Source organism: Aromatoleum sp. (assembly GCF_032027225.1).
Lineage (GTDB): Bacteria > Pseudomonadota > Gammaproteobacteria > Burkholderiales > Rhodocyclaceae > Aromatoleum.
This window is the reverse complement of record NZ_JAVSMM010000029.1, coordinates 19822-35868: the sequence shown is the minus strand read 5'-3', so window position 1 is coordinate 35868 and position 16047 is coordinate 19822. Positions and strand designations below refer to the sequence as shown.

The 16047-nt window shown below is 67.9% G+C and carries 16 protein-coding genes; 15 read left to right on the top strand and 1 reads right to left on the bottom strand.

Features of this window, described 5'->3' with window-relative positions; all coding sequences use genetic code 11:
- Nucleotides 1–229: FAD-binding protein (locus ROZ37_RS21050; protein ID WP_312662609.1), on the top strand; the 229-nt coding region annotated here is incomplete at its 5' end.
- Between the two features lie 278 nt (nucleotides 230–507).
- Here the strand turns inward: ROZ37_RS21050 and ROZ37_RS21045 are convergent.
- A complete protein-coding gene (locus ROZ37_RS21045) occupies nucleotides 508–1437 on the bottom strand; it encodes a LysR family transcriptional regulator (protein WP_312662608.1) in 930 nt (309 codons plus the stop codon).
- Between the two features lie 186 nt (nucleotides 1438–1623).
- Here ROZ37_RS21045 and ROZ37_RS21040 point away from each other — a divergent pair, with 186 nt between their 5' ends.
- The 14 genes from ROZ37_RS21040 (at nucleotide 1624) to ROZ37_RS20975 (ending at nucleotide 16028) form a co-directional block, all read left to right on the top strand.
- Nucleotides 1624–2481 carry a MaoC family dehydratase N-terminal domain-containing protein gene (locus ROZ37_RS21040; RefSeq protein ID WP_312662607.1) on the top strand — a complete coding sequence of 286 codons (858 nt, stop codon included), beginning with the start codon at nucleotides 1624–1626 and terminating at the stop codon, nucleotides 2479–2481.
- A gap of 106 nt (nucleotides 2482–2587) precedes the next feature.
- Nucleotides 2588–3754 carry an acyl-CoA dehydrogenase family protein gene (locus ROZ37_RS21035; protein ID WP_312662606.1) on the top strand — a complete coding sequence of 389 codons (1167 nt, stop codon included), beginning with the start codon at nucleotides 2588–2590 and terminating at the stop codon, nucleotides 3752–3754.
- A 19-nt stretch (nucleotides 3755–3773) separates the two neighbouring features.
- Nucleotides 3774–5135: an MmgE/PrpD family protein gene (locus ROZ37_RS21030; protein ID WP_312662605.1), complete on the top strand. Its 1362-nt coding sequence runs from the start codon at nucleotides 3774–3776 to the stop codon at nucleotides 5133–5135.
- 20 nt (nucleotides 5136–5155) lie between these two features.
- Nucleotides 5156–6349 (top strand): CaiB/BaiF CoA-transferase family protein, encoded by a 1194-nt coding sequence (locus tag ROZ37_RS21025; protein ID WP_312662604.1) that lies wholly within the window; start codon nucleotides 5156–5158, stop codon nucleotides 6347–6349.
- Nucleotides 6346–7197 (top strand): CoA ester lyase, encoded by an 852-nt coding sequence (locus tag ROZ37_RS21020; protein ID WP_312662603.1) that lies wholly within the window; start codon nucleotides 6346–6348, stop codon nucleotides 7195–7197. Before ROZ37_RS21025 ends, ROZ37_RS21020 begins: the two co-directional genes overlap by 4 nt.
- A gap of 57 nt (nucleotides 7198–7254) precedes the next feature.
- On the top strand, nucleotides 7255–8280 hold the full coding sequence (locus tag ROZ37_RS21015; RefSeq protein WP_312662602.1) for a TRAP transporter substrate-binding protein: 1026 nt from the start codon (nucleotides 7255–7257) through the stop codon (nucleotides 8278–8280).
- 16 nt (nucleotides 8281–8296) lie between these two features.
- Nucleotides 8297–8503: a TRAP transporter large permease subunit gene (locus tag ROZ37_RS21010; RefSeq protein WP_409449983.1), complete on the top strand. Its 207-nt coding sequence runs from the start codon at nucleotides 8297–8299 to the stop codon at nucleotides 8501–8503.
- A gap of 186 nt (nucleotides 8504–8689) precedes the next feature.
- Nucleotides 8690–9643, top strand: coding sequence for an ornithine cyclodeaminase family protein (locus ROZ37_RS21005; RefSeq protein ID WP_312662600.1), 954 nt, complete (start codon nucleotides 8690–8692; stop codon nucleotides 9641–9643).
- A gap of 32 nt (nucleotides 9644–9675) precedes the next feature.
- Nucleotides 9676–10419 (top strand): protein phosphatase 2C domain-containing protein, encoded by a 744-nt coding sequence (locus ROZ37_RS21000; protein ID WP_312662598.1) that lies wholly within the window; start codon nucleotides 9676–9678, stop codon nucleotides 10417–10419.
- 50 nt (nucleotides 10420–10469) lie between these two features.
- The gene (locus ROZ37_RS20995; protein WP_312662597.1) at nucleotides 10470–11180 is read left to right on the top strand and encodes an FHA domain-containing protein; all 711 of its coding nucleotides are present in this window, start codon (nucleotides 10470–10472) and stop codon (nucleotides 11178–11180) included.
- 122 nt (nucleotides 11181–11302) lie between these two features.
- Nucleotides 11303–12070 (top strand): 3',5'-cyclic-nucleotide phosphodiesterase, encoded by a 768-nt coding sequence (locus ROZ37_RS20990; protein WP_312662595.1) that lies wholly within the window; start codon nucleotides 11303–11305, stop codon nucleotides 12068–12070.
- Between the two features lie 69 nt (nucleotides 12071–12139).
- Entirely contained in the window at nucleotides 12140–14503 is a 2364-nt protein-coding gene (locus ROZ37_RS20985) for a GspE/PulE family protein (protein WP_312662593.1), read from the top strand.
- Between the two features lie 155 nt (nucleotides 14504–14658).
- A complete protein-coding gene (gene rpe, locus ROZ37_RS20980) occupies nucleotides 14659–15354 on the top strand; it encodes a ribulose-phosphate 3-epimerase (protein ID WP_312662592.1) in 696 nt (231 codons plus the stop codon).
- Nucleotides 15351–16028, top strand: coding sequence for a phosphoglycolate phosphatase (locus tag ROZ37_RS20975; protein ID WP_312662590.1), 678 nt, complete (start codon nucleotides 15351–15353; stop codon nucleotides 16026–16028). Before rpe ends, ROZ37_RS20975 begins: the two co-directional genes overlap by 4 nt.
- The last annotated feature ends 19 nt before the right edge of the window (nucleotides 16029–16047 follow it).

Genomic DNA, 16047 nt, shown 5'->3' with positions numbered 1-16047 from the left:
CGCGCCGAACGACTACCAGGTCGGGCAGACCGGCAAGATCGTCGCCCCGCAGCTCTACATCGCGGTCGGCGTGTCGGGTGCGATCCAGCACCTCGCGGGCATGAAGGATTCGAAGGTCATCGTCGCGATCAACAAGGACCCGGAAGCGCCGATCTTCCAGGTCGCCGACTATGGCCTCGTGGGCGATCTGTTCGAGGTCGTGCCGGAACTGACCGGCGCGGTAGGCTGACGCCGGGCTTTCTTCAGCCGCAATCCGCTCCTCGTCTGGCGACGCCCGGTTCTCCCTCCTCCCTTCGGTGTCGCCGGATTTGCGCCGGCTCGGTGAGCGATGCTGACCGAGCCGGATTTTTTTCCGCGCGTGGAGACGGGGCTGCGGATGAGCTCGGCGACCTGCGAGCGAATCGACGGCTTTGTACGTGCTGATCGTCGTCGGTGCCCTGGAAATTGCCGCGGCGCTACGGTTCGAGCCGCTTGCCGACGAGACGGGAAAGGAGCGGTTTCGCCGCGTCAGCTGCGATCCGTGCGGCGGTCGCGGCGGCTCTCCGAATGTCCCGGGTGATCCATGATGCTGTCGATCAGCGCCTGGGTGTAGCTCGTCAGCGAGTCGCCCCGTCGTGCGAGCACGTGCCGCTCGCGCACGGCCCAATCCTCGTCGAGCGGCTTGATGACGATCTTCATCGTCTGCCGATGCCGCAGCGCCGCGGACTCCGGCACGATGCCGACCCCGACACCGGCCTCGATCATGCGGCAGACGGATTCGAAGTTGCTGACCTGTACGCGGATGTGCAGCCGGCGCCGCGCGTTCTGCATCAATTGCTCGACGAAGCGCTGCAGCGTGCTGCCTTCGTGCAGGCCGATGTAGTCGTAGTCGACGACCTGCGAGAAGCGGACTTTCTCCTCGGCTTCGAGCGGGTGGCCGGGGGTGATCGCGAGGACGAGCCGGTCGGTGCTGAAGGTATGCACTTCCAGGCCGTCCGCGTTGATCGGGCCGGACGTGATGCCGAGATCGGTCATGCCGTCGAGAACGCCGCGGATGATCTCCGCGGTCGGCCGCTCCTGCAGGTCGACGTCGACCTTCGGGTGCGCGGCGAGGAAGGTCGCGAGCACCTCCGGCATGAACTCGGTCACCGCCGTCGTGTTCGCGAATACCCGGATGCTCCCCTGCACGCCTTCTCCGAAGCGCTGCAGCTCGGATTTCATGTGCTCGACCTCGCTGAGGATCGTGCGCGTGTGACGCAACAGGCTTTGTCCGGCCGGCGTCAGCGCGACGCCGCGCGGCGTGCGGTACAGCAGGCGCACGCCGGCTTCGGACTCCAGATCCTTGACGCGTGCGCTCACCGCCGGCAACGAGAGGTGATTGCGCTCCGCGGCACGGGTCAGGCTCTTGGTTTCGGCGATCAGGGCGAAAAGGCTCAGATCCCGTAGGTCGATATGCATGTGTTTCGGTTTCCGACGTGTTCGGGCGGCGACCTTGCCCTGGTCCGCGCGCGTGGCAAGGCATTAAGCAGGGATTAAGGCAGCCTTAAAAAATAGCGAATTGTAGGTAGCCCGGCCGGCGGTGATGATGTGGCCAGACGTTTCCCGACCGATGCGGCACGAGGAAGGGAGCACCAAGGAGACAGTATGAACGACCGTAACCTGACCGAAAACGCGGATCTCGCCAGCTGGATCGGGCGTCAGGAAATGCGCGCGGACGTCGTCGATCTGCGCACGGCGCAAGCGCTAGCGGCAACGCTCGACTTCGATCCTGGCTCGATCGCGGCGGGAAGCGCGCTGCCGCCGCTGTGGCACTGGGTGTATTTCACGCCGAGCGCGCGCGCCAGCGAGATCGGTCCGGACGGGCACCCGAAGCGCGGCGGCTTCCTGCCGCCGGTGGCATTGCCTAACCGCATGTGGGCGGGCGGCCGCCTGCAATTCCTGCAACCGCTGCGCGTCGGCGAGGCGGTGACGCGGGTGTCGAAGATCCTGCGTTGCGAGCGGAAGGGGGGTCGCAGCGGCGGCCTCGTGTTCGTGACCGTCGAACACACCATTTCCGGCGAGAGCGGCGTCGCGCTGATCGAGGAGCACGACATCGTCTATCGCCAGCCCGCGCCGAAGGGGAGCCCGCTCACCGGCGGCAAGATCGAAGCCGAGGCCGAATTCCGCCGGACGATCCACCCCGATCCGGTGCTGCTGTTCCGCTATTCGGCGCTGACCTTCAACGGTCACCGCATCCACTACGACCATCCCTACGTGACGCAAGTCGAAGGCTATCCGGGCCTCGTGTTCCACGGCCCGCTGGCGGCGACGGTGCTGCTGGGCGCATTCCGCGCTGCGCATCCCGACAAGACCGTCCGGCGCTTCGCGTTCCGCGCCGTCGGCCCGCTGTTCGACAACACCGACTTCGACGTCTGCGGGCGCATCACCGGTGCGGGCACGGCCGAGCTGTGGACCGACTGCGCTGGCCGGCTGACGATGAAGGCGGACCTCACTTTCGACTGACCGACCGCTCCCCCGACCCCAACAACATCGAACACGCAATCCGCCCCGTGCGGGCGGCAAGGGGATCGCTTTGCCTGCGATTCCCCGGACAGACCAGGAGACGACCATGACGATGCTCAACGCCCCCGACGAACACCAGGAAATCCGCGACGCGATCCGCAGCCTGTGCAGCGAATTTCCCGACGAATACTTCCGCAAGATCGACGAGAAGCGCGGCTATCCCGAGGAGTTCGTCGACGCGCTGATCGGCGCCGGCTGGCTGTCCGCGATGATCCCCGAGGAATACGGCGGCTCGGGTCTCGGGCTCACCGCGGCGTCGGTGATCATGGAAGAGATCAACCGCTCGGGCGGCAACTCGGGCGCGGTGCACGGCCAGATGTACAACATGGGCACGCTGCTGCGTAACGGCAGCAAGGCGCAGAAGGAGAAGTACCTGCCGGCGATCGCCGCCGGGAAGCTGCGCATCCAGTCGATGGCCGTCACCGAGCCGACGACCGGCACCGACACGACCAAGATCAAGACGGTCGCGGTGAAGAAGGACGGCCGCTATGTCGTCAATGGCCAGAAGGTGTGGATCAGCCGGGTGCAGCATTCGGACCTGATGATCCTGCTGGCGCGCACGACGCCGCTCGACCAAGTCAAGAAGAAGTCCGAAGGGATGTCGATCTTCATCGTCGACCTGAAGGACGCCGTCGGCAACGGCCTCACCGTCCGCCCGATCCCCAACCTCGTCAATCACGAGACCAATGAGCTCTTCTTCGACAACCTCGAGATCCCCGAGGAGAACCTGATCGGCGAGGAAGGCAAGGGCTTCAAGTACATCCTCGACGGCCTCAACGCGGAGCGCACGCTGATCGCCGCCGAGTGCATCGGCGACGGCTACTGGTTCATCGAGCGCGCGACGAAGTACGCGAACGAGCGCGTCGTGTTCGATCGCCCGATCGGCAAGAACCAGGGCGTGCAGTTTCCGATCGCCGAGGCCTTCATCGAGATCGAGGCCGCGAACTTGATGCGCTTCAAGGCTTGCGAGCTGTTTGACGCGCACCAGCCCTGCGGCGCGCAGGCGAACATGGCGAAGTACCTCGCCGCGAAGGCGTCGTGGGAAGCGGCCAACGTCTGCATGCAGACGCACGGCGGCTTCGGCTTCGCGAACGAATACGACATCGAGCGCAAGTTCCGCGAAACACGCCTGTACCAGGTCGCGCCAATCTCGACGAACCTGATCTTCTCCTACGTCGCCGAGCACCTGCTCGGGCTGCCGCGCTCGTTCTGAACGGAACGGGGACACCACGATGACGACCTCTCCGAATCCCGGCGCGGTGCTCGCCGAATTCACCGCGACGCTGCGTTTCGATGACTTGCCGCCGGCGGTGGTCGCGCGCACCGAGGAACTCTTCCTCGACTGGGCCGCGTCCGCGCTCGCCGCGAAGGGCCTGCACCCGATTCCGCAGTTCGAAGCCTTCGCGCGTGCGATGGGTCCGGCCGACGGCCGCGCCGAAATCCTCGTCAGCCGCGCGCGCAGCTCCGCGTATTTCGCCGCGTGGGTCAATGCGGCGTCCTCGCATCTGGTCGAGCAGGACGACCTGCACAACAGCTCGGTGCTGCATCCGGCCACCGTCGTGTTCCCGGCGGCGCTCGCCGCGGCGCAGGACGTCGGCGCGAGCGGCGCCGAACTGATCGCGGCGTCGGTCGCCGGTTACGAGGCGGGCGTGCGCATCGGCGAGTTTCTCGGCCGCTCGCACTACCGCATCTTCCACACGACCGCGACCGTCGGCACGCTCGCCGCCGCCGTCGCCGTCGGGCGCGTGCTGAAGCTCACGCCCGCGCAAATGCTCGACGCGCTCGGCTCGGCCGGCACGCAGGCCGCCGGACTGTGGGAGTTCCTCCGCGACGCCGCGGACTCCAAGCAGCTGCACACCGCACATGCCGCCGCGAGCGGTCTCGCCGCGGCTTACCTCGCGCGTGACGGCGTCACCGGTGCGCAGCGCATCCTCGACGGCGCGAAGGGGATGGCCGCCGGCATGTCGTCGGATTCAGACCCGACGCGGCTGACGGACGGCCTCGGGACGCGCTGGGCGCTGCTCGAGACCTCGTTCAAGTTCCACGCGTCATGCCGCCACACGCATCCGGCAGCGGATGCGCTGCTCGATCTGATGCGGCGCGAACAGCTCGTCGCGAGCGATATCGAGTCGGTCGTCGCGCGCGTGCATCAAGGGGCGATCGACGTGCTCGGCGCGGTGACCGTGCCGGCGACCGTGCATCAGGCGAAGTTCTCGATGGGCACGGTGCTCGGGCTGGTCGCGGTGTACGGCAAGGCGGGCCTCGAGGAGTTCCGCGATCACGCGCTCACCGACCCGGCCGTCGCGGCCTTCCGCGACAAGGTCGGCATGGTGCTCGACGCCGACGTCGACGGCGCCTACCCGCAGCGCTGGCTCGGCCGCGTCGAGGTGACGACCCGCGCGGGCAGGACCTTCCACGGCGCGATCGACGAGCCGAAGGGTGATCCCGGCAACACGCTGACGCGCTCCGAGCTCGAGGACAAGACGCGCCGCCTCGCGCGCTTCTCGGGTGCCGCGAGCGACGCAGAAGTCGACGCGCTGATCGCGCGCGTCTGGAACCTGCACACCGCCGCCAGCGTAGCGGCCCTCCTGTGACCTCTCCCGGAGCCCGACACATGACTTCCAGCCCCACCTCACTGCCGCTCGAAGGCGTCACCGTCGTCTCGCTCGAGCACGCGATCGCCGCGCCCTTGGCCACGCGCCACCTCGCCGACCTCGGCGCGCGCGTGATCAAGATCGAGCGCCCCGGCGTCGGCGACTTCGCGCGCGCCTACGACCACCGCGTCGACGGCCTCGCGTCGCACTTCGTCTGGGTGAACCGCTCGAAGGAGAGCCTGACGCTGGACGTGAAGCAGCCCGAGGCGCAGGAGATCCTGCTGAAGCTCCTCGACGAGGCGGACGTCCTCGTCCAGAACCTCGCACCCGGCGCCGCGGCGCGCCTGGGCCTGTCGTTCGAGGCGCTCTCCGAACGCAATCCGCGCCTCATCGTCTGCGACATCTCCGGCTACGGCGAAGGCGGCCCCTACACGAACAAGAAGGCCTACGACCTGCTGATCCAGAGCGAGTCGGGCTTCCTGTCGATCACCGGCACGCCCGAGGAGCAGGTCAAGGCCGGCATCTCGATCGCCGACATCGCCGCGGGCATGTACGCCTACAGCAACATCCTCGGCGCGCTGATCGAGCGCGGCCGGACCGGGCGCGGCCGGCGCATCGAGATCGCGATGATCGACGCGATGGTCGAGTGGATGAACTTCCCGATGTACTACGCGTACAAGGACCAGCAGCCGCCGAAGCGCAGCGGCGCGTCGCACGCGACGATCTACCCCTACGGTCCGTTCAAGGCGGGCGACGGCCGCACCGTGATGCTGGGCCTGCAGAACGAACGCGAGTGGGCGGTGTTCTGCGACAAGGTGCTCCAGAACGCGCCGCTCGCGACCGACGCCCGCTTCGCGAGCAACGCACAGCGCACGACGCACCGGGACGAGTTGCGGGCGTTGATCGAGCAGACGTTCGCGAGCCTCACGGGCGAGGACGTGATCGCCCGCCTCGACGCGGCCGACATCGCGAACGCGCACGTCAGCACGATGAACGACATCTGGTCGCACCCGCAGCTGCAGGCGCGCCAGCGCTGGACGACGGTCGACTCGCCGGTCGGCCCGCTGCCGGCGCTGCAGCCGCCCGGGATGGGGCCCGATCGCCCGGCGCGGATGGACCCCGTTCCGGCGCTCGGCGCCCATACCGACGCGATTCTCGCCGAGCTCGGCTACGGCGAGCGCATCGCGGCGCTGCGCGCGGAGGGGGCGGTATGAACGCCCCGACTGCCCCGAACCTCGCGCGTGCCCGCACTTTCCTGTTCGTCCCGGCGAGCCGCCCGGAACGGATCGGCAAGGCGATCGCGGCCCGCCCCGACGTCGTCATCGTCGACTTCGAGGACGCGGTCGCTCCGGCCGAGAAGGTCTCCGCGCGAGCCGCGCTGCTTGCGTGGCTCGACGCGAATCCGACGGCGCGGGTGACCGTGCGCATCAACGCCGCGGGCACGAGCTGGCACGAGGACGACCTCGTCGCCTGCCGCCACGCCGGCATCGTCGGTGTCGTCCTGCCGAAGGCCGAGAGCGCGGCGCAGATCGCACATGTCGTCGACATCAGCGGCAAGGACGTGCTGCCGATCATCGAGACCGGCGGGGGGCTCCAGATGCTCGCGGAGATCGCGAAAGCCCCCGGCTGCGCGCGCCTCGTGTTCGGCAAGCTGGACCTTGCCGTCGAACTCGATCTCGTCCCGGACGAAGCCGACCCCGAAGAGCTCGTCTTCCTGCCTTATCGCGCGATGCTCGTGCTGGCGAGCCAGCGCGCGAACCTGCCGGCGCCGGTCGACGGCGTGTTCACCGCGATCGGCGATGCCACTGCGCTCGGCCGGTATGCGGGGCGTGCCCGCCGGCACGGCTTCGGTGGCGTCCTGCTGATCCACCCGTCGCAGATCGGGCCGGTGACTACCGCCTTCACGCCCCTGCCCGCCGAGGTCGAATGGGCTCGCGCGGTGCGAGCGGCGGCCGAAGCGTCCGGCGGCGGTGTCGTCGTGCTCGACGATCGCATGATCGACGCGCCCGTGATCGCGCGGGCCCAACGCATTCTCGCAGCGGTGGAAAGCCCGGCGGGCTGACCCCTCCGCTGTCCGTTTCAGTCGTCGTATCCATACCAATAAACCGGAGGAGTCATCATGAAGAGCCATTCCCGCATCCGTCGTGTTCTGCTCGGCGCCGTTGTCGCCGCCGCATTGCCCTTGGCGATGCCGGCGTTCGCCGCCGAACCGATCGTGATCAAGTTCAGCCACGTCGTCGCCGACGACACGCCGAAGGGCAAGGGTGCGAGCAAATTCAAGGAGCTCGCGGAGAAGTACACGAAGGGCGCGGTCAAGGTCGAGGTCTATCCGAACAGCACGCTGTACAAGGACAAGGAGGAAATCGAGGCGCTGCAACTCGGATCGGTGCAGATGCTCGCGCCGTCGCTGTCCAAGTTCGGCCCGCTCGGCGTGAAGGAATTCGAGGCGTTCGACCTGCCGTACATCTTCGACGGCTACAACGACCTGCACAAGGTCACGGCCGGCCCGGTCGGCCAGAAGCTGCTCGGCAAGCTCGAAGCGCGCGGCATCAAGGGCCTGGCGTTCTGGGACAACGGCTTCAAGGCGCTGTCCGCGAACAGCCCGATCAAGACGCCCGACGACCTGAAAGGCAAGAAGATGCGCATTCAGTCGTCCAAGGTGCTCGAGGAGCAGTTCCGCGAAGTCAAGGCGCTGCCGCAGGTGATGGCGTTCTCCGAGGTCTATCAGGCCTTGCAGACCGGCGTCGTCGACGGCACCGAGAACACGCTGTCGAACTACTACACGCAGAAGGTCCACGAAGTGCAGAAGCACATGACGCTGTCGGACCACGGCTACATCGGTTACGCGGTGATCACCAACAAAAAGTTCTGGGACGGGCTGCCGGGCGAGATCCGCACGCAGCTCGAACAGGCGATGAAGGAGTCGACCCAGTATGCGAACCAGATCGCGAAGGAAGAGAACGACAAGTCGCTCGAAGCCGTCCGCGCCTCTGGCAAGACCGAGATCTACAAGCCGACCGACGCCGAGAAGCTCGCGCTCAAGAAGGCGATGATGCCGACGCACAAGAAGATGGAATCGCGCGTCGGTGCCGAGACGATCAAGTCGATCTACGAAGCGACCGGCTTCGATCCGTCCAAGCTGTAATCAACGGATCGCCCCGGTGCCTTCCCGCATCATCACGGCGGCGAACATCGAAGTGGGCATGTGCCACCCGGCGGTGGGCTCGAACCTGCGCATCGCCTCGGGCATCACGAAGACGGGGACGGCGCTCACGGTGGCGATGTGGCCGTGGCTCGTGTCTATGCTGGTGTTCCTCGTGCTCGTGACCCACCGGCCGGCGACGTCACTCGCGCTCGGGATGATGTAAGCCGGGCCTTGGCGAACGTCCGAAAAATACACCCGTCCTCCGTGACGGGTTTTTTTTCGCCCCACGGTGGGGCCGGTCGCCGAGCTAGAATGGGTCGAAGAACGAGGCGGTCGGATCCGGGTACCCGCGCCTCGCGAGTGCCGGGGCATCCCCTGGCGCTATTTCCCTCATTTTTCCAGGAAGCTCATGACTCTTTATCTGAAGGAAGAGGAGGTCGGCAGCCTGCTCGACATGCAGACGGTGCTCGAAGCGGTCGAGCAGGTGATGGCGGCGCACGGGCGCGGCGAGACAATCGACTTCCCGCGCCAGCGCGTGCGGCTGCCGAAGACGATGACGCACCTGCTGCAGGGCGGTGTGCCGTCGCTGAACCTGTCGGGCTTCAAGGTATACACGACGGCGGGCGGGCATAACCGCTTCTGGGTGCACCTCTTCGACGCGTCGACCGGCGACCCCGTGGCGGTGATCGAAGCGGACCGCCTCGGGATGATGCGCACCGGCGCCGCGGCCGGTGTCGCTGCGCGCTGGCTGTCGCGCCCCGAGTCGCGCGTTGTCGGCGTCTTCGGCTCGGGCTGGCAGGCCCAGGGTCAGATCCTCGCGCTGTGCGCGGTGCGCCCGGTCGAGCGCTTCAAGGTGTTCGCGCGCAATCAGGAACGGCTGCGCTCCTTCTGCGAGCAGATGAGCAGCGAAACCGGTTGCGACGTCGTGCCTGCGGCGAGCGCCGAGGAGACCGTGCGCGATTCGGACATCGTCGTCACGATCACGACTTCGCCGAAGCCGCTGTTCGACGCCGACTGGCTGTCGCCGGGCACGCACATCAACGCCGGCGGTTCGAACAGCCTCGCGCGTCAGGAGTTGTCGGAGGCGGCGGTGCGGCGCGCGGACGTGATCTGCGTCGACTCGCGCGAGGTCGCGGTGCGGGAAGCGGGCGACCTGATGCCGCTGCTCGAAAAGGGACGCACGCAGCCCGGCCGCTGGGTCGAGCTCGGCGAAGTCGTCGCGGGCGTGCGGCCCGGGCGGACGTCGGGCGACCAGATCACGCTGTTCGAATCGCAGGGGATGGGGATCCAGGACATCGCGGTCGCCGCCCGCGTCGTCGAGCGCGCGCTCGAACGCGGCCTCGGCACGGCGCTGCCCTATTAGGCGAGCCGGTGCCGCCTGCTCCGCACACACCCATGCCGTCGATCGAATGCTGCGCCCGCACGGATGTCGGGCGCGTGCGCGCGCGCAACGAAGATGCGCTGGCAGTGCGGGCGGAGCGGGGCTGGGCGGTGCTCGCCGACGGCATGGGCGGCTACCGCGGGGGCGATGTCGCGTCCCGCGTCGCGGTCGCGGCGGTGCTGCAGCGGCTCGAGCGCGACGCCGAAGCCGGGCGGCTGGAAGACGTCGACGGCGTGCGCGAAGCGCTTGCCGCGGCGGCGCGCGAGGCGAACGACGCGATTCTCGCCGAAGCGCTCGCGCAGCCGCAGCTCGCAGGCATGGGCTCGACGCTGGTCACGGCGGTTTTCCTGCCGGGGAGCGTCGTGTCGGCCCACGTCGGCGATTCGCGCCTTTACCGGTTCCGCGCCGGCCTGTTCGAGCAGTTGACGCGCGACCACACGATGTTGCAGGAACAGATCGACGCCGGCCTGCTGAGCGCCGCGGAAGCTGCGCGGATGGCGTTCAAAGGCATGCTGACCCGCGGCCTCGGCGTGCTGCCCGAGGTCGAGGCCGACGTCGGCGTCCACGCCGCGCGGGCCGACGATCTCTTCCTGCTGTGCTCGGACGGCCTCACCGACATGGTCCGCGACGACGACATCGCCCTTGCGCTCGACCCGGCCGCCTCGCTCGCCGCCAATGCGGAACGGCTCGTCGAACGTGCGAATCTCAACGGTGGCCGCGACAACATCTCGGTCGTGCTGCTGCGGGTGTCGGGCTGATCCGGCACCCTTGCCGCGCCGCGTCTTTTTCTGGAAATGGAACGAAAGCAATGCCGAAGTTGATCCTCAGCATGGACGGGCTGGTGCTCAAGGAGATCCCGCTCGACCGCGAGCGCATCACGGTCGGGCGCAAGGCAATGAACGATATCCAGATCGACAACCTCGCGATCAGCGGCCAGCACGCGGTGATCACGACGATCCTCAACGATGCGTTCCTCGAAGATCTCAACAGCACGAACGGCACTTATGTGAACGGCCAGCCGATCAAGAAGCACGTGCTGCGCCACAACGACCTCATCGAACTCGGCAAGTACCGGCTGAAGTTTCTCGCGGACGCCCCGCGCGCCGCCTCCGCCGGCTACATCGACCCGGTGCTCCATGCCGCCGCGTCGCCGAATGCCGCATCCGCGAAGCGGGCCGGCGCGGGCGCCGAAGCACGGGCGCCGGCACCCGCGGCGGCCCCGCCGCAGGCGGCGAAGTCGCGCGCGGGGGACGCCGCGTCGGCGGGCATCCGCATCGTGAGCGGGCCCGCGGCCGGGCGCGAGCTCGACCTCGCGAAGCCGATGACGACCCTCGGCAAGCCCGGCAAGCAGGTCGCGGCGATCACGCGGCGGCAGCAAGGCTATTTCATCGCGCACGTCGAAGGCGACGCGTATCCGCTCGTCAATGGCGCGCCGATCGAGCCTCTGGGGCGGCTGCTGCGCGAGAACGACTACATCGAAGTCGCCGGGATCCGGATGCAGTTCTTCCTCCGCGGCTGATCGCGCGCTTCGCCGTGTGGCGACGTGCGGTAATGCACCGACCGCGTCCGGGTGCGGTGCTAGGGTGGCGTCACCGATGAAAATCACGCTGCGGCGACCCCGCGGCGCAACGACTGGAACTCATGAAGCTCAAGGTGCTCGGCTGCAGCGGCGGAATCGGCGGACGCAATGCCCGCACGACCGCGTTTCTCGCCGATGACGACATCCTGATCGACGCCGGCACCGGGGTCGGCGACCTCGAACTCGACGAGCTCGCCCGCATCGACCACATCTTCGTCACGCACTCGCATCTCGACCACATTGCGTCGATTCCGCTCCTCGTCGACTCGGTCGGCGACCTGCGCAGCGTCCCGGTCACGATCCACGCGACCCCCGATACGCTCCGCATCCTGCGCGCGCACGTCTTCAACTGGCTGATCTGGCCGGATTTCACGGTGATCCCGGACGAGCACCGGCCCTACATGCGCTTTCATCCGCTCACGGTCGGCGAGCCGGTGAGACTCGGCTCCCGCACGATCACGCCGCTGCCGGCGCTGCATACGGTGCCCGCGGTCGCGTACTGCCTCGACAGCGGTCGCGGAAAGCTCGTCTACACCGGCGACACCGCCTATTGCGCCGAACTGATCGCGGCGATCAACCGGCTCGACGACCTGCGCCACCTGATCATCGAGACCGCGTTCAGCGACAGCCAGCACGGCCTCGCGCTCGCCGCCCGTCACCTTTGCCCGGCGACGCTCGCGGCGATGCTGCAGGATCTCGCCGTCTCGCCCGAGGTCTTCGTGACCCATCTCAAACCCGGCCAGGGCGAGCGGATCATGCGCGAGATCGCCGACAGCGGCGCCGGCTCGCCGCCGCTCGCGCTCGAGCAGGGGCAGGTCATCGAGTTCTGAATTTCCGCACGGCCGACCGCTAGAATCGCGGCCGCACACCGATGAACATTCCCGTTTGCAGGATCCCGAATGTCGATCACCGGAACTTCCGGAAAGACGGGCGCAGGCACTGACGTCGCCTGTCGCCTCGCGTTCTTCAAGGGCCTTCAGGCCATCACCGCCCGCATCCACGCGACGCAGGATGTCGACGAGATCGTTTTCGAGCTGGCGCGCGAGCTGTGCGCGCTGTTCGATGCGGAAAGGCTGTCGTTCTTCACCGTCGACGAATCCGGCTCGGCGCTCGTCGCCCGCGTGAAAACCGGCGCGGCCGCCCTCGGCGGCGTGCGCCTGCGGATCGACGAGAGCAGCATCGCCGGATACGTCGCGCTGTCCCGGCGTCCGGTGAACATCCGCGACGTCTACGACGCAGCCGGCCTCGCGGCGATTTCGCCGGGGCTCGCGTTCCGCAAGACGGGCGACGAACGCAGCGGCTACCGCACGCGGCAGATGCTCGCCGCGCCGGTCGTCGACCCCGAAGGCGGCGCGCTGTACGCGGTGATCCAGCTGATCAACACGCGCCACGACGACGAGTTCTCCGGCATCGCGCAGGAAGGCCTGCTCGCGCTCGCGCAGACGCTCGGTTCCGCGTTCGCAAAACGCAGCAAGGCGCCGGCGACGCTGCGCTCGCGCTATCACGCACTGATCGCCGAAGGGCGCATCACTGCCGCGCAACTCGAAGACGCGATGCGCCGGGTGCGCGACGGCGACGCGCGGGCCGACGACGTCCTCGCCGAATCCTTCGATCTCACGCTCGCCGACCTCGGCGAGGCGGCTGCGCGCTTCTACCACGTGCCGTACGAGCCGTTCCGCCAGGAGCGCGTCAGACAGATGGACCTGCTGCGCCACATCAAGCGCGAGTACGTCGAGCAGAACCTGTGGCTGCCGCTCGAGGAAACGGACGAGGGCATCGTCGTGCTCGCGGTCGACCCGGAGCGCGTCCGCGCGTCGCGCATCGCGCAGAACGTGTTCCCGAAGAGCCGGCTCGCATTCCGCGTCACGACCGCAGCGGAGTTCGACCGCACCGTCGATCAGTTCTTCGAGCCGTCGATGGAGCTCGGCTCGGTGTCGGACCTGCTGCACGATCTCCTCGAAGAGGAGCAGGAGATCTCGGTCGCCGACGACGTCATGGCCGCGGCCGACAACGAGCTCGTGAAGCTCGTGAACAAGGTCATCATCGACGCGCATCGGCAAGGCGCGTCCGACATCCACATCGAGCCGCGCCCGGGGAAGGAAAAGACGCAGATCCGCTTCCGCAAGGACGGCACGCTCGTGCCCTACATCCAGGTGCCGGCGAGCTACCGCAACGCGCTCGTGACGCGCATCAAGATCATGTGCGACCTCGACATCTCCGAGCGCCGCAAGCCGCAGGACGGCAAGATCAAGTTCCGCAAGTACGCGCCGCTCGACGTCGAGCTGCGCGTCGCGACGGTGCCGACCGCCGGCGGCCTCGAAGACGTCGTGATGCGCCTGCTCGCGAACAGCGAGCCGATCAAGCTCGACAAGCTGGGCCTGACCGCGCACAACCTCGAACGGCTGAAGAAGGTCATCACCAAGCCGTACGGACTGTTCTTCGTCTGCGGCCCGACCGGCTCGGGCAAGACGACGACGCTGCATTCGATCCTCGGTCACATCAACACGCCCGACACGAAAATCTGGACGGCCGAGGACCCGGTCGAGATCACGCAGAAGGGGCTGCGCCAGGTGCAGGTGAACCGCAAGGCGGGGCTCGATTTCGCGACGATGATGCGGGCGTTCCTGCGTGCCGACCCGGACGTCATCATGGTCGGCGAGATGCGCGACCTCGAGACGGTGTCGGTCGGCATCGAGGCGTCGCTGACCGGCCACCTCGTGCTGTCGACGCTGCATACCAACAGCGCGCCCGAGTCGATCGTGCGGCTGCTCGACATGGGCATGGACCCGTTCAACTTCGGCGATGCGCTGCTCGGTGTGCTCGCGCAGCGGCTCGCGAAGCGGCTGTGCGAACACTGCCGAACCGCCTACCGGCCCGACGAGGCCGAGGTGCTGCAACTCCTCGACGAATACTGCGAGGACATGCAGGCGACGCCCGATTTCCGCGAGGATCCGGCGGCGGCTCGCGCGGCGGTGTTCGCGAGGCTGCGCACGACGCATGCCGACGAGGACGGCCGCTTCACGCTGTACCGCGCGGTCGGCTGCAGCGAGTGCAACGCCGGTTACAAGGGACGGGTCGGCCTGCACGAACTGATGCTCGCGACGCCGGAGGCGAAGCGCATGATCCAGGAGCGCGCGCGCGTGTCCCAGCTGCTCGGCGTCGCGCTCGCCGAAGGGCTGCGGACCTTGCGCCAGGACGGCATCGAGAAGGTTCTCGCCGGCATCACCGACATGGCGCAAGTCCGTCGCGTCTGCGTGCGCTGAGCGGAGGCCGGGTTTTCGCAGCGGCCACGCCGGGCGGGCGCCAGATGCGTCCGCGGCGACGGGCGGGAGCGCATCCTCCGTCCGATGCGAGCGCGGCTGGACGGCGGCCCGGCGCGAGCGGTTAGAATCCGGGGTCGGATCCCCAGGAGAAACCCATGTACCGCATCGCTCCGAGCCTGCTTTCAGCCGATTTCGCGCGGCTGGGCGAAGAAGTCCGGAACGTCGTCGCCTCCGGTGCCGATTGGATCCACTTCGACGTGATGGACAACCACTACGTCCCGAACCTGACCATCGGCCCGCTCGTCTGCGAGGCGATCCGCCCGCATACGACCGCGCCGATCGACGTGCATCTGATGGTGAAGCCGGTCGACCGCATCGTCCCGGACTTCGCGAAGGCCGGCGCGAACATCATCACCTTCCACCCGGAAGCGTCCGAGCACATCGACCGCACGCTGCAGCTGATCCGCGGCTGCGGCTGCCAGGCCGGACTCGTGTTCAATCCGGCGACGCCGCTGCATTACCTCGACCACGCGCTCGACAACATCGACCTCGTGCTGCTGATGAGCGTGAACCCCGGGTTCGGCGGGCAGAAGTTCATCCCCGGGACGCTGAACAAGCTGCGTGCGACGCGCGCGAAGCTCGACGCATACGAAGCCGAGACGGGGCGGCACATCCTGCTCGAGATCGACGGCGGCGTGAAGGTCGACAACATCGCCGAGATCGCGGCTGCCGGCGCCGACACCTTCGTCGCCGGCTCGGCGGTGTTCGGCGGCGCGAGCGACGCCGACGCGCATCGCTACGACACCGTGATCCGCGCGCTGCGCGACGAGCTCGCGAAGGTGGAGGCATGAGCGCGCCTCGCTTTCCGGTCTGCGCGGTGCTGTTCGACCTCGACGGCACGCTGCTCGACACGATCGCCGATCTCGCCGAGGGCGCGAACCGGATGCTCGCCGAACTCGGCCGTCCGCTGCGCTCGGCGGCCGAGATCCATTCCTTCGTCGGCAAGGGCATCCCGAATCTCGTGTGGCGCTGCATGACCGAGAACGCGCACGCGACGGGCGCCGAAGTCGAGCAGGCGATCGCGGTCTTCCGCCGGCATTACGGCGAGGTCAACGGCCAGAACACGACCGTCTATCCGGGCGTGCTCGAGACGCTCGACGCGATGCGTGCGCTCGACCTGCGCCTCGCGTGCGTGACCAACAAGGCGGGGGCCTTCACGCTGCCGCTGCTCGAGTACGTCGGCTTGAGCCGCTATTTCGACGCGGTTGTCAGCGGCGACACGCTGCCGGTGAAGAAGCCCGATCCCGCCGTGCTGCATCACGCGTGCTCGCTGCTCGGCGTCGAGGTGTCGCAGGCGCTGATGATCGGCGACTCCGCGAACGACGCGCTCGCGGCGCGCGCAGCGGGGATGCCGGTGCTGCTCGTGACCTACGGTTATAGCGAAGGCATGCCCGTGGACACCATCGAATGCGATGGGCTACTATCGGTCGCCACCGGGGCGCTCGAACTCATCGACGCGATCTGACGGTTTCCCTGCCGCGACT